9 protein-coding genes are annotated in these 15,289 nt (G+C 32.8%); 8 read left to right on the top strand and 1 reads right to left on the bottom strand.

The features are described 5' to 3' along the window. The first annotated feature begins 27 nt into the window (after nucleotides 1–27). The 8 genes from OIU80_RS05070 (at nucleotide 28) to OIU80_RS05035 (ending at nucleotide 13,857) form a co-directional block, all read left to right on the top strand. Complete coding sequence (locus tag OIU80_RS05070; protein WP_264285967.1) at nucleotides 28–3,042, top strand: SusC/RagA family TonB-linked outer membrane protein; 3,015 nt, start codon at nucleotides 28–30, stop codon at nucleotides 3,040–3,042. Nucleotides 3,043–3,046: 4 nt separating this feature from the next. Further along, nucleotides 3,047–4,555, top strand: coding sequence for a RagB/SusD family nutrient uptake outer membrane protein (locus tag OIU80_RS05065; protein ID WP_264285966.1), 1,509 nt, complete (start codon nucleotides 3,047–3,049; stop codon nucleotides 4,553–4,555). A gap of 72 nt (nucleotides 4,556–4,627) precedes the next feature. Beyond that, nucleotides 4,628–6,001: a glucoamylase family protein gene (locus OIU80_RS05060; RefSeq protein WP_264285965.1), complete on the top strand. Its 1,374-nt coding sequence runs from the start codon at nucleotides 4,628–4,630 to the stop codon at nucleotides 5,999–6,001. A gap of 15 nt (nucleotides 6,002–6,016) precedes the next feature. Beyond that, nucleotides 6,017–6,718 (top strand): carboxylesterase family protein, encoded by a 702-nt coding sequence (locus OIU80_RS05055; RefSeq protein ID WP_264285964.1) that lies wholly within the window; start codon nucleotides 6,017–6,019, stop codon nucleotides 6,716–6,718. A gap of 10 nt (nucleotides 6,719–6,728) precedes the next feature. Next, complete coding sequence (gene bglX, locus OIU80_RS05050) at nucleotides 6,729–9,029, top strand: beta-glucosidase BglX (protein ID WP_264285963.1); 2,301 nt, start codon at nucleotides 6,729–6,731, stop codon at nucleotides 9,027–9,029. A gap of 130 nt (nucleotides 9,030–9,159) precedes the next feature. Continuing rightward, nucleotides 9,160–9,945 (top strand): glycerophosphodiester phosphodiesterase family protein, encoded by a 786-nt coding sequence (locus OIU80_RS05045; protein ID WP_264285962.1) that lies wholly within the window; start codon nucleotides 9,160–9,162, stop codon nucleotides 9,943–9,945. A gap of 249 nt (nucleotides 9,946–10,194) precedes the next feature. Further along, nucleotides 10,195–12,132 carry a discoidin domain-containing protein gene (locus tag OIU80_RS05040; RefSeq protein ID WP_264285961.1) on the top strand — a complete coding sequence of 646 codons (1,938 nt, stop codon included), beginning with the start codon at nucleotides 10,195–10,197 and terminating at the stop codon, nucleotides 12,130–12,132. A gap of 342 nt (nucleotides 12,133–12,474) precedes the next feature. Beyond that, a complete protein-coding gene (locus OIU80_RS05035; protein ID WP_264285960.1) occupies nucleotides 12,475–13,857 on the top strand; it encodes a M20/M25/M40 family metallo-hydrolase in 1,383 nt (460 codons plus the stop codon). Nucleotides 13,858–13,928: 71 nt separating this feature from the next. Here the strand turns inward: OIU80_RS05035 and creD are convergent, their stop codons facing one another. Then, nucleotides 13,929–15,281 (bottom strand): cell envelope integrity protein CreD, encoded by a 1,353-nt coding sequence (creD, locus tag OIU80_RS05030; RefSeq protein WP_264285959.1) that lies wholly within the window; start codon nucleotides 15,279–15,281, stop codon nucleotides 13,929–13,931. Nucleotides 15,282–15,289 lie beyond the last annotated feature (8 nt).

Raw genomic sequence — 15,289 nt, 5'->3', positions numbered from 1 at the left:
GTACTAACTTTAACAATTTATTAATATATGAGAAATCTTATTTTTAGCTTTTTAGCGCTCATTCTACTTCCGGCATACATGTCTGGACAAGTAATTAAAGGTAAGGTTTTGGATTCACAGGGTATGGCAATTCCAGGAACAATGGTTGTCGCCACAGAATCTAGAACTTCTACAGACACAGATTTTGACGGTAATTTTGAAATAAAAGCCAAAGCAGGCGAAATATTAAAAATTAGCATGGTTGGTTTTGAAGCTACAACAATAAAAGCAACTTCGACTCCTATGAGTATTGTTTTAAAAGAATCTGAAGATACAGCTTTAAAAGAAGTTGTTGTAATTGGATACGGAACAAGAAAAAAAATAGATAATACTACTGCAATTACTTCATTAAAAGCAGAAGATGTGTCAAAAACTAAAGTTTTGAATGCTTCACAAGCTATACAAGGTAAAGCAGCCGGTGTTCAGGTAACATCATCAGATGTACCAGGAAGTACACCTTCGGTTGTTATTAGAGGTTTAGGTACTGCATTAGGAGGAAGAAATCCTTTGTTTATAGTAGATGGTATGCCTACAGAAAATATCAATAATATTAATACAAACGATATTACATCGTATGAAATATTAAAAGATGCATCTGCACTGGCAATTTATGGTACCAGAGCAGCAAATGGTGTAATAATCATTACTACCAAAAAAGGAAAAGGAGATAAGGTTTCTGTAGAAATTGAAAGTTTTGCAGGAGTTAGAACGCCTTTAAAGACAGTTAAGATGGCAAATAGTGATGCTTTTGCACGTTATTCAAATACGGCTTTAAATGATAAAATGTATTCTGAAAACCAACCAGTTAATACAAATTGGTTTGATGAAATTACTAGAACAGGATCATATACTCAAAATAATGTTTCGATTTCAGGATCTACAGAAAATATAAAATATTTTTTTAGTGTAGGAAATTATGAAGAAAAAGGAATTTTGAATGGTCTTGACTATGCGCGTACTACTTTTAGAAATAATAATGAATATAAAATTTCTAAAAAAGTAACTTTAAGCCAGAACTTCAGTTTTACTTCAACAAAATCTACTCCAAAGCCTTTAAGTGCTTTTACAAATGCTTACAAGCAATCTCCAATAGTTCCAGTTCGTTTTCCTAATGGTCAATATGGAGTTTCTTTTGTAGGTGGCGGAATTGCAAGTCCTGATGGAACTTCATTTAATAATGTTGGTAACCCTGTTGCACAATTAGATTTTTATGATGAACAACAAAGAAGCATTACTTTACAAGGAGGTCTAAAATTAGATTATGATATTGTTAAAGGATTGAAATTTACTTCACAATTTAATGGAGAATATTATTCTTGGAAGCAGTATAATTATGATGATACTAAAAACATCTGGTTAGCAGCTAATCCAACTCGTAAAGCTGAAGATTATCCAGTTTCTTCAAATATAAATTTATTGACAAGAGGTAGAGAACAGTATTATAATTGGAACTTATCTAATTATTTAACTTTTAACAAGACTTTTGGTGGTATTCATGATGTAGAGGTAACAGCAGGTATTGAAACTTCTGTAAAAGGTCCAAGAGAGAAATTAACTATTGCAAGAAAAAATGTTATTCCAGACTCTAATTACTGGTCATTAAATAGTCCAAAAGATGGACATGGAGTTGATTATGCAGGGACAGTAACTAGTTTATATGATGTAACATTTAATGAAAGTAAATTGGCTTCGTATTTCGGTAGATTCCAATATAAATTAATGGATAGATATTTATTCACAGGAACAATTAGACGTGATGGATCTTCAAATTTTGCTAAAGATGAGCGTTGGGGAACTTTTCCTGCTTTTGGTTTAGGCTGGGTTGTGACTAAAGAAAGCTTTTTGAAAGATATTAAAGGTATTGATTTAATAAAATTAAGAGGAGGTTGGGGTAAATTAGGAAATCAAAACGTACCACTTAATAATCAATCATATGTTTCAGGACTTAATAGCTATTTAGGAGGTTCAATATTGAACGAAGGAACAAGCATTATTTCTCAAATTGACCCAAGTTTAACATGGGAAATTACAGAGGAAGCTTCAGCTGGTTTAGATTTTGAATTATTAGATAGTAGATTAAAAGGATCATTTGATGTATATGATAAAACTACTAAAAATGTTATTTTAAATATAAAACCATTTCCAACTTCAGGAATTACTTTAGAAACTCCTTCGCATGTAGGTAAAGTTTCAAATAAAGGATATGAAATTGCTTTACGTTGGGATGATAAAATTAATGATAACTTGAGTTATTGGGTTGGAGGTAATTACTCTCATAACAAAAACAAACTTACAAATTTACAAGATGTATCATTATCACAAGTTATAGGAGGAAATTTAGGAAATGGTCAAGATACCAAACTACTTTATAACAATTCTGTTGGTCAACCATTAGGTAGTTTTTACTTGTATGAATATGCAGGTATAGACAAATCGAATGGAGATAAATTATATTATAATTCAGAAGGTAAGGCAGTTACTCAAGATGCTTTGTCTGCTACTAAAGATAAAAAGTATGTAGGGTCAATTTTACCTACTTCTAATTATGGTGTTACTTTAGGATTAGTTTACAAGAACATCGATTTCTCTGTAGATGGATACGGGACAGGAGGAGCAAAAGTATACAACGGTAAAAAAGCACAACGTTTTGGTGGCGAAAATATAGAAGTTTCAGTAGCAAATAATTTTTGGAGTACAAATAATCCAACATCACCAAATGCATCTAATCAAATTCCAGTAGCTTCTACTTACTATTTAGAATCTGGAGATTTCTTCAGAATCAACAATATTACTCTTGGGTATAAACTTCCTTTAACTGAAGGTCAATTCCTAAGCTCTTGTAGATTATATGTAAATGCAATTAATCCATTTATTACTCAGAAATTCTCAGGTTTTTCTCCTGAATTAAATGGTGACGGTAATCCTTACGGAAGTCAAGGAGTAGAGCTAGATGCTTATCCTGCGTTAAGATCTTTCGTTATTGGTGCTAATTTAAAATTTTAATATTATGAAAAAGATATATATATCAATGTTTGTATTATCTGCATGCTTTTTTTCTGGATGTGCAGATGATTATTTAGATGTTAAACAAACAGAAACAGTCTCTACAGAAGACATTGAACTTTTTAATAATGATAATGGTGCAAAATCATTTGTAACAGCAATTTATAGTAAGTTTTTAGATTGGGACATGAGTTCATTTGGTTGGATAGGACTAGCGAGTATTACTTCGGATGATGCAGATAAAGGATCAACAGTAAGTGATCTTGGTACAGATAAAGACGTTTTGGATGCATTAACTTACAATTCATCAAATCCTTCTGCAGAAAGTACATTTAATGCAAATTATGATGGAATAAATAAATGTAATCAAGCATTGGCAATCCTTCCTAAATTAGATAAAGCAAATGCTGATTTAAGAAAAAGATTAATGGGAGAAGCCAAATTTTTAAGAGCTTATCTATATTTTACTTTGGTTAAATGTTATGGAGGAGTTCCTATTGTTGACCATTTATCTAGTCTCCCAATATCTGCGGATGATAAAAAAATGCAATTGACTCGTAGAACTGCTGCGGAAGTATATGCTTTTATCGAAAATGATTTAAATGAGGCTATAGCAGCATTACCTAACAAATCAGAATATGCTGCAAGCGAAAAAGCAAGAGCGTCAAAAGGAGCTGCTTATGCTTTATTAGCAAAAGTAAGTTTGTACCAGAAAAAATGGCAAAAAGTAGTAGATTATTCTAATATGGTAACAGGTTATTCTATTTCTCCAGATTATGCTAAAATGTTTAGATTAGAAGGAGAGAATGATGGAGAATCTATTTTTGAAATAAATGGAGTTGGTTCAGTACCTATTAGAGGAATATCAGGATATTCAAACACGCAAGGAGTACTTAATTCATGGGGTTGGGGATTCAATCAGCCTTCTAAGAGTTTATTAAATGCGTATGAACCAGGAGATGTAAGAAAAGATGCTACTATTATTTTTAGAGGTACAACTTTATATGATGGCAGAGTTATTCCACATTTATATAAAGAGGTTGATGGTAAAAAAGAGATAGATACGACTCTTAGTCCAAGATATAACTTTAAAGCCTATTCTTCAGCTTTTACAGATGCTTGGGAAACAGATGCTAATATTAAATGTTTAAGATATGGAGAAGTATTATTAATGAAAGCTGAAGCATTAAATGAATTAGGACAAACTTCTGAAGCTATTCCGTTGTTGAATCAAATCAGAAAAAGAGCTGGATTAGGTGATACACCTGCAGTATCTCAAGCTGATGTTAGAAAAGCAATCTGGAAAGAAAGAAGAGTCGAATTAGCATTTGAATTTGATAGATTCTTTGATTTAGTTAGAACAGGACAAGCAAAAGAAGCTTTTAAAGCTGATAAAAGTAAATATTTCCCTAATGGTAGAGTATTTACCGAAAACAAAAATGAATTGTTTCCTATACCAGATTCTTTCATAAGAATATCTGAAGGGATGACTCAACAAAACCCTGGTTACTAATTAAAATACAAAATATCACTTCCTTCATATTTTGGAGGAAGTGATTATTTATTAATTGCATAAAATTTTATAATGATTAGAATTTCAGTTTTATTGATGTCTTTTGTTTTTTTTGGATGTGGTTCTACTGCAAACAATTCAAAAGAAAACAAAACAGTAACTCCTGCAGTTGTAAAACTATCGGATGAAGAACTTATGGATGTAGTGCAAAAACAAACCTTTAAGTATTTCTGGGACTATGCTGAACCAAACTCGGGATTGGCGAGAGAACGTTATCATCCTGATGGGGTTTATCCCGAAAATGATGCTAATGTTGTTACGACCGGAGGTTCTGGTTTTGGATTAATGGCGATTGTGTCAGGAATGTCAAGAGGGTACATTACAAAAAAAGAAGGTGTTGAAAGACTTAATAAAATAGCTGATTTTTTGGACAAGGCTGACCGTTTTCACGGAGCTTGGTCGCATTGGATAGATGGAAATACAGGAAAAGTAAAACCATTTGGAACAAAAGATAATGGAGGGGATTTAGTCGAAACCTCATTTTTGGTTAGCGGAATGATTACAGTTCGCGAATACTTAAAAAATGGTTCAGATGCCGAAAAAGCAGTTGCTCAAAAATATGACGCTCTTTGGAAAGGTGTAGATTGGAAATGGTACACCAATAACAAGAATTTCTTGTATTGGCATTGGTCGCCTACTTACGACTGGCAAATGAACTTTCCTCTGGAAGGATATAACGAATGTTTAATTACTTACATACTGGCGGCAGCTTCGCCAACACACCCAATTACGCCGAAAGAATACCACGAAGGTTGGGCAAGAAATGGGGGAATAGTTACGGATAAAACCAAATATAATATTCCCCTAATTCTAAAACACAATGGAGCAGAAGAGTTTGGAGGTCCTTTATTCTGGGCACATTATTCATATGTTGGACTTGATCCAAACCAATTAACCGATAAATACGCAAACTATTGGGATCTTAATGTAAATCACGTTAAAATCGATTATGAATATTGTGTAGAGAATCCTAAAAAATTTAAAGGATATGGATCTGATTATTGGGGATTAACAGCTTCATACTCTAGGAATTCTGACGGAACTACAGGTTACAATGCACATATGCCAAGTAATGATGTAGGAGTTATTGCACCAACAGCAGCAATAAGTTCAATTGTTTATACGCCAAAAGAATCTATTGCAGTGATGCGCAATTTATACGAAAATCATAAAAAGGATACTTGGGGAGTAGCGGGATTTTATGACGCTAGCAGTTTACAATATGGTTGGACAGCTCAACGCTATTTAGCAATTGACCAAGGTCCTGAAGTAGTAATGCTAGAAAACTATCGTTCAGGTTTATTATGGGAATTATTTATGAATGCTCCAGAAGTAAAACAAGGCTTGATAGGTTTAGGTTTCCACTCAGGTAAATACGGATTCTAGAAAAATAATTTTAATATGAAGCATAAATTAGCAGTAGTAACGCTATTATTTTCGTTCATTTCTTTTGCTCAAACAACTGTAAATGGGAAGATCAAAACCGAAATCATTCATAAGCATGAACTAGGGTACGCATTGCATATTCCAGCGGAAATAAAAGAGAAAAAACCATTGCTAATTTTTCTTCATGGTTCAGGCGAAAAAGGAACCGATATAGAGAAAGTAAAAATTCACGGTCCATTTAAGTATTTAAAAGATCATAAACTAGATGCTTATGTTCTAGCTCCGCAATGTCCGGAGAATGAAGAGTGGGATGCAGAAGTTTTGTATCGATTGATATTAAAAATCCAGAAAGAAAACAATATCGATTCAGATAGAATATATGTTACAGGATTAAGCCTAGGAGGCTGGGGAACATGGAATCTAGCTTTTGCACATCCAGATATGTTTGCAGCAATATTTCCTATTTCGGGATTTGTAGATTTAATACAATTAGAACAAACCTGTAAAATAGCAAAGATACCAACACGAATTTTCCATGGATTAATGGATGATGTCGTGAATATAGATTATGCGATTACAATTTATAAAGAATTAAAAAAATGTAATAGCAATGTAGAGTTGACCATTTTTGATGATGCAGGTCATGATAGTTGGTCAAGAGTATATGACAACCAGGAAATTTATGATTGGATGTTTAAACAAGTAAGAAATAAATAAAAATTATAGAATGAAAAACAAATTAGTAATACTCTTTTTAGGATGTGCTTTTATGAGTTATGCTCAAAAAAAAGAAGCCAAAAAAACTGTAAAAATTAAGCCAAGATCAGAGTTCGTTTCAGAGTTGATGTCAAAAATGACAGTAGATGAAAAAATCGGACAGTTAAATTTACCAACCTCGGGAGATATAACAACAGGTCAGGCTAATAGTTCTAATGTTGCTAAAAATATTGAAGAAGGTAAAGTAGGAGGTTTATTCAATATTAAATCAGTTCAAAAAATAAAAGAAGTACAAAAAATTGCAGTCGAAAAAAGCCGATTGAAAATTCCATTGCTTTTTGGAATGGATGTTATTCATGGTTATGAAACTACATTCCCGATACCACTAGGATTATCTTGTATTTGGGATATGAAAGCGATAGAAAGAAGTGCTCAAATTGCTGCAAAAGAGGCTAGTGCCGATGGTATTAACTGGACATTCTCACCAATGGTAGATATTTCTCGTGATCCACGTTGGGGTAGAGTTTCTGAAGGTTCAGGAGAAGATCCATACTTAGGTAGCGAAATTGCAAAAGCGATGGTAAATGGATACCAACAACACGATCTTTCAAAAAACAATACCATTTTATCATGTGTAAAACATTTTGCTTTATATGGTGCGCCAGAAGCAGGACGTGATTACAATACGGTAGATATGAGTAAAATAAGAATGTATAATGAATATTTCCCTCCATATAAAGCAGCTGTAGATGCAGGAGTAGGTTCAGTTATGGCCTCTTTTAATGAAGTTGATGGAATTCCTGCAACAGGAAGTAAATGGCTTATGACAGATGTTTTAAGAAAAGAATGGGGTTTTAAAGGATTTGTAGTTACAGATTATACAGGAATTCCTGAAATGATTGATCATGGAATGGGTGATTTACAAACCGTATCAGCATTGGCATTAAATGCAGGTGTAGAAATGGATATGGTAGGAGAAGGATTTCTTACTACATTAAAAAAATCATTGGCAGAGAATAAAGTAAGTATGGCACAATTAGACAATGCCGTACGTCTTATACTTGAAGCAAAATACGATTTAGGATTGTTTGAAGATCCGTATAAATATTGTGATCCAAAGAGAGCTAAAACAGAGATTTTCACAGCAAGCCATAGAGCCGAAGCAAGAAAAATAGCTTCACAATCATTGGTTTTATTAAAAAACGAAAATCAATTTTTGCCTTTAAAAAAATCAGGAACAATTGCAGTAATTGGACCATTGGCAGATGCTAAAGAAAATATGCCAGGTACTTGGAGTGTTGCTACAAATATGAAAACTGCTATTTCATTATTAGCAGGAATCAAAGACGTTGCAGGTAAGTCCACAAACGTACTTTATGCAAAAGGAAGTAATCTAGACTACGATGCTGAATTTGAAAAAAATGCAACCATGTTTGGTAAAACATTATATCGTGATGATAGAACTAAAGAAGAGTTGCTTGCAGAGGCTTTAAAAGTAGCTTCTCAATCAGATGTAATTGTAGCGGCAATAGGAGAATCTGCAGAAATGAGTGGAGAGAGCAGTAGTAGAACTAACTTAGAAATTCCGCAAGCGCAAAAAGATTTATTGCAAGCATTATTAAAAACAGGAAAACCAGTTGTTGTAGTTTTATTTGATGGTCGCCCGTTAGTAATAAAAGAAGAAAGCGAAACTGTTCCAGCAATTCTTAATGTTTGGTTTGCAGGAAGTGAAGCAGGACATGCAATTGCAGATGTTTTATTTGGAGATGAAAATCCTTCAGGGAAATTAACATCTACGTTCCCAAGGAGCGTAGGACAAGTGCCAATTTATTATAATCAAAAAAATACAGGAAGACCATTAGTAAACAAAGAAGGTAAATTTGAGAAATTCAGATCAAACTTTATTGATGAAAGAAACGAGCCTCTATACGCTTTTGGTTACGGATTAAGTTATACGACTTTTGATTACTCAAACTTGAAAATTTCATCTGATAAAATGAACTTCACAGGAAAATTAAATGTTACTGTTGATGTTACAAATACAGGAAATTTTGATGGAAAAGAAGTAGTTCAATTATACATAAGAGATTTAGTAGGATCAGTTACAAGACCAGTAAGAGAACTTAAAGGATTCCAAAAAATTGACCTTAAAAAAGGAGAAAAAAGAACTGTGAATTTCGAAATTACTGTTGAAGATTTGAAATTTTACAATTCTGATTTAAAATTTATTGCTGAGCCAGGACAATTCGACGTATTTGTTGGAACTGACTCAAATGCGGAGAAGAAAGTTAGTTTTGAGTTAATCAAGTAATTGGTTGGTTTGATTGATTCGTGTTTGGCCCTTCGTTATTGGTTTCGAAGGGCCTTTTTTTTAACTTAAAATGAGCAGTTTTAAGTAAACGCGCTAACTATTAACTATTTTAACCTTAAAAATCTCTACAATGAATACTAGTAAAATATTTAGAGCAGCAGTTTTTATGCTAACAATATTTGTTTTCACTTCTTGTAATATCACAAAAAATGGAATTGTTGCACATCGAGGAGCATGGAAAAAAAATAATTTGCCAGAAAACTCAATTGCAGCACTTAGGCATGCTATTGATTTAAAAGCAGTAGGATCAGAATTTGATGTAGTCATGACAGTTGATGATTCGCTTGTAATAAATCACGACCCACATTATAATAAACTAATTGTTGAAGAAACAAAATATGCCGACTTAATAAAGTTTAAACTCTCTAATGGAGAAAAGTTACCAACGCTACGAGAGTATATATTAGAAGGACAAAAAAATAATAAGCATACAACTTTGGTATGCGAAATAAAACCTTCGGGCGTAAGTAAGGAGAGAGGAAAAAAAATTGCTCTAAAAGCTGTTGAAATAGTAAGGAGTCTTAAAGCAGAAAAAATAACTACTTATATCAGTTTTGATTATGAAATTTTGAAGCAAATTAGAGCAGTGGATTCTAAAACAACATTACAATATCTAGAAGGTAATAAATCACCAAAAGAGGTAAAATTAGATAAAATTACTGGAGTTGATTATCATTATTCAGTTTTTAAAAAACATCCAGATTGGATAAAAGAAGCAAAGGATAATAATATCACTTTAAATGTTTGGACGGTTAATGACGTCAGTGATATGGATTGGATTATAGAGAATAATTTTAATTATATAACAACCAACGAGCCAGAGCTATTAAGCGAAAGAATAAAGATTAAAAAATAGATTTTTTTATAAGATTCTAATTTTTTGGAGTAATTAATTTTAACACATAAAGACATAGATTTTGTACGCTCAAAATAGGTGTTTTACTTATTTAAAAAGCACATAGTACTAGTTATGTGAAAGAAATGTATTTCTTTTTTCCATCTTTTTTATAGATAGAATCTATGTTTCTATGCGTTAAATAAAGTTTTATGGATGATGCCTAACATATTAGATTCTACTAAAATTATATATAAATTATAAAACGAGATGATGAAAAATAGTTGTAAACTGTATTCAATAGCAGCACTTTTATTGCTTTTGGTAGGATGTAAAATTCATACATCAGAGCCGAAAACGAATTTTTTTGGAAAAACAGAATGGTTTGATCCCAATAAACCAGCAACAACGTATTGTAATCCAGTAAACATTGGATACAATTATACAACCGAAAATCATAACGGAATTCCCGAATCTCGCCGTTCTAGCGCCGATCCGGTAATTATTACCTATAAAAACGAATATTATTTATTTGGTACCAATCAAGCAGGATTCTTTTGGAGTAAAGATATGTCCAATTGGGAATTTGTTTATGGAAGTTTTCAGAGACGTCCAGCCGATGATGATCAGTGTGCACCCGCAGCTTGGGTAGTAAATGACACTTTATTTTATGTAGGATCAACATGGAAAAAAGATCATCCGGTTTGGAAAACTGCTGATCCAAAATCAGGACGATGGACAAGACACGTAGATACTGCGATGTTGCCAACTTGGGATCCTGCAATTTTTCAGGACGATGATAAAAAAGTGTACATGTATTATGGCTCAAGCGGAAAATTGCCTTTAGTTGGTATCGAAGTAGATTATAAAACATGGCTTCCAGTAGGAAATCAGGCAGATTATGCGAAGCTTTACGCAGCAACCGAAGTAGAGGATATTCAGCGTCCATATGGCGAGATAAAAGAAGTTGTAGGTTTAGATCCAGCAAATCACGGATGGGAACGTTTTGGACCCAATAATGATATGGAACCAGCACCTTGGGGTAATTTTATAGAAGGAGCTTGGATGACCAAACACAACGGAAAATATTATATGCAATATGGAGCACCAGCTACCGAGTTTAAAGGATATGCCAATGGAGTACATGTAGGAGATCATCCGCTAGGCCCATTTGTTTACCAAAAACACAACCCGATGTCATATAAACCAGGAGGATTTGTAATAGGAGCAGGCCACGGAAATACCTTTGCCGATAATTATGGTAACTATTGGAATACAGGGACCTGCAAAATTTCAATAAAAGACCGTTTTGAACGTCGTATCGATATGTTCCCAGCAGGATTTGATAAAGATGACATAATGTATTCTATTACATCATACGGAGATTTTCCAATAGTATTACCAACAAAACAGCGAGATCAAACTAAAGGAGCTTATTCAGGCTGGATGTTACTTTCGTATAAAAAGCCAGTAACCGTTTCTTCTTCAGAAGAATGTATGGAAGTTCAAACCCATAGAGTCGACAACGGAGGGAAAAAAGTATTTGAGAAAATATGTTATGATGCTAAGAATTTGACCGATGAAGATATTCAAACCTATTGGTCGGCAAAAACGAGTAATCCCGGCGAATGGCTACAGCTCGATTTAGGAAGAAAAATGCAAATAAAGGCGTTGCAAATAAACTATGCGGATCATAAAGCAACACAATACAATAAGGCAATGGATATCTATTATCAGTATAAGATATTTATGTCCGACGATGCTGTAAATTGGACTTTGGTTGTAGATAAGTCTAAGAATGACAAAGATGTACCGCATGATTATGTTGAGCTAACAAAACCAATTAATGCGCGTTATATAAAAATGGTGAATATCCATAACGCTTCAGGATTATTTGCAGTTTCAGATTTTAGAGTTTTTGGAAACGGATTGTTAGAAAAACCAAAACCAGTTTCTGAATTTAAAGTAGATAGAAGTTCTATAGACTCTCGTAATGCAATGCTTCATTGGAAAAAACAATCAGATGCAATAGGATATACCATTTATTACGGAATCACACCTGATAAATTATACAACAGCATAATGGTTTATGATGAAAGTAAGTATGATTTTAGAGGTTTAGATAAAGGAACAAAATATTATTTTACTATTGAAGCTTTTAATGAGAATGGTATCGCAGAGAAAAATCAGATTATAGTAGTAAAATAATTTAACCCGTTAAATTCAATTAATTTTAACACATAGAAACATAGTTTTGTACGGTCAAAAAAAGGCGTTATACTTGTTTTAAATGCATATAGTTAGAGCTATGTGAAAGAAATATATTTCTTTTTTGGTCTCTTTTTAACGCATAAAAACTATGTTTCTATGTGTTAAATATGAGCTAAGCGAACAGATGAAGTAATTGTACCAACGGATTAATTTACATTTAATCTTCAGAAAAGGTTCTTTAAAATCTAGCGGAGTTATAAAGAATTTTGTTTCTTTGTGAAACTGATTAGAATAAAGTTAAAATTAGAATAATTAACCAAACAAAATGCTATATAACCAATGAGAAAAACATCTTTATTGACTCTTTTACTTTTAAGTGGGTTAATGTCATACGCGCAAACACCAGATGAAAAGAACATTAAATTAATTTACAAAGCAGCTTTAACACAATCTAAATGTTATACTTGGTTAGAATATCTATCTAATGATATTGGAGGTCGTTTATCAGGATCTACAAATGCAGCAGAAGCAGTTCAATACACAAAAAATCAGTTAGAAAGTATAGGTCTGGATAGAGTATATCTTCAAGAAGTAATGGTGCCACATTGGGTTCGTGGAGAAAAAGAAACAGCTTATATTTTAGACAATAAAACAAAAACTGTAGTGCCAATTACAGCTTTGGGAGGATCTATAGCTACACCAAAAACAGGAATTACAGCAGAAGTAATCGAAGTGCAAGGAATTAAAGAATTAAATGAATTAGGAGCCAAAGTAAAAGGTAAAATAGTCTTCTTTAACCGACCAATGGATCCTGAAAATGTTGAAACATTTAAATCATACGGAGGTTGTGTAGATCAAAGATATGCAGGAGCAAAAGAAGCAGCTAAATTTGGAGCAGTAGGAACAATTGTACGTTCTATGAATTTGAGATTAGATGATTTTCCACATACAGGAACACAAAGTTATGGGGATTTGCCAAAATCAGAATACATACCAACGGCTGCAATAAGTACAAATGGAGCTGAATTATTAAGTAAATCTTTAAAGAAAAACCCAACGTTAAAGTTTTATTTCAAGCAATCTTGCGAGCAATTACCAGATGTATTGTCTCATAACGTAATAGGAGAAATGAAAGGAACTGAGAATCCGCAAAACATTATGATTGTTGGAGGACATCTTGATTCTTGGGATTTAGCCGATGGTTCACACGACGATGGAGCAGGAGTAGTACAAAGTATGGAAGTAGTGCGTATCCTTAAAAACTTAGGATATAAACCTAAAAATACAATTCGTGTAGTCTTGTTTATGAATGAAGAAAATGGAGGTAGAGGAGGAGCTATGTATGAAGAAATGGCACAGAAAAATAAAGAGAACCATATTTTTGCATTAGAGAGTGATTCAGGAGGATTCAGTCCAAGAGGTTTCTCATTTGAAACAGATGATGAAAACTTTAAGAAAATTGAAAGCTATAAAGGTTTATTTGAACCTTACTTAATCCATAGTTTTGTAAAAGGGCATAGCGGATCAGATATTGGACATTTAACATCAGCCAAACCACTTGTAAAAGCAGGACTAAAGCCAGATTCGCAACGTTACTTTGATTATCACCATGCAGCCAATGACAAATTTGATGCAATAAACAAAAGAGAACTAGAACTAGGAGCAGCAACAATGGCTTCATTAGTGTATCTTATTGATCAAAACGGAATCTTGACAAAATAGTCTCACTATTTATAAATAAAACAAAAGCCGCTTAAATAATTAAGTGGCTTTTGTCTTTTATATTGATTATATTATTTCCCCCAATCTATCTTTCTAGAAAAGTACATTACGGCTGCAAGAATTAAAAACAACCCTACGCTACCTACTAACAATGCATAATTCTCTAATTGAATAATAACATAAATAAAAGTGTATAATCCGGTGAGTGAAAACCCAATGAATATCGGAAACTTTTTATTCTTTAAAATCGAGAATGAATATGCAGTAATAAGCGATATAACGGCTATTCCTGATAAAATATACGCTTTGGTAAAATTGCTATGTTCGGTTATTGAAATCAATAAAGTATAAAACATAATAAGAGCCAAACCAATCATGGAGTATTGAAAAATATGAATACTAATTTTGCTCATGTTTTGAATTAAAAAGAAAATTAAAAATGTAAGTCCAATAACAAGAAAACCATATTTAGAGGCACGCTCATTTTGTTGGTATTGATCAACAGGAATCACAAAGTCAACCCCGAAACTATACGAACTTAAATCAGGCAAAATATCAAAAGCTTGTTGAGAGAATGCTCTGTTGATATGCAAGATTTTCCAATTTGCTGTAAAACCAGTTTCACTTATCTTTTTTGTTTTATCATCAGGTAAGAAATTACCAGTAAAACTAGGAGAAGCCCAATTAGATTTCATTCCAACATTGGTAGTTTTTCCAATCGGAACAATTTTAATTTGCTTGCTACCATTGTAAGTAATACCAAAACTATAATCAGTTTTAGGAGCCGATAGTATTTTTGTTAAATCAATGTAACCCGTTTCAAGCGCTTCAGTAGTATCCGATTTAGACGAATTATATACTGGTTCAAAAACATAGTTAGTGTCACCGAATTTAATTTTAACTTCCTCTTTAATGCTTTTTAGATTAGTAGTTTTAATTAAAATAGTTGCTTTGTCCCATTGAATAGTTTCTGGAGCAATATTCTTACTGCTAAAATCAGGTTGAACGTAGTTCCCTTTAAAAAGCATATTCGTTGTAAATACAGCCGATTCGTAATTGTTTCGATTGAGTATTTTGGTGTCAATGCTAGAATTGATATTTAATTCTTGAGGAAAAAAATAGGCATATTTAGTAGAAGCAACTTTTTGCTTTACTGTTTCTTTCGTTTTTTCGTTTATGGTTACGGTTTCTTGATAAGATGTATACGGAATCTTTAATATCGGCCCATAGATATAGACACTTTCTCCCCATTTATCATTGATTTCGGCAATAACATCGTTTTGTCTATAAGAGCGCTCTGAGATTAAATTCTTTACATATTCCAGAGGGATTAGTAAAAATAAAGTAAGCAATCCTACCATAATCATCTTGGCAGTATTAGACTGAAAAATTGAAGCTGGTTTTGGAGTTTCGTTTGTTTCCATGGTAAAGT

It is taken from the genome of Flavobacterium frigoritolerans (assembly GCF_025847275.1).
Classification (GTDB): domain Bacteria; phylum Bacteroidota; class Bacteroidia; order Flavobacteriales; family Flavobacteriaceae; genus Flavobacterium; species Flavobacterium frigoritolerans.
The sequence above is the reverse complement of the archived record's forward strand: the minus strand, read 5'-3'. Positions and strand labels throughout refer to the sequence as shown.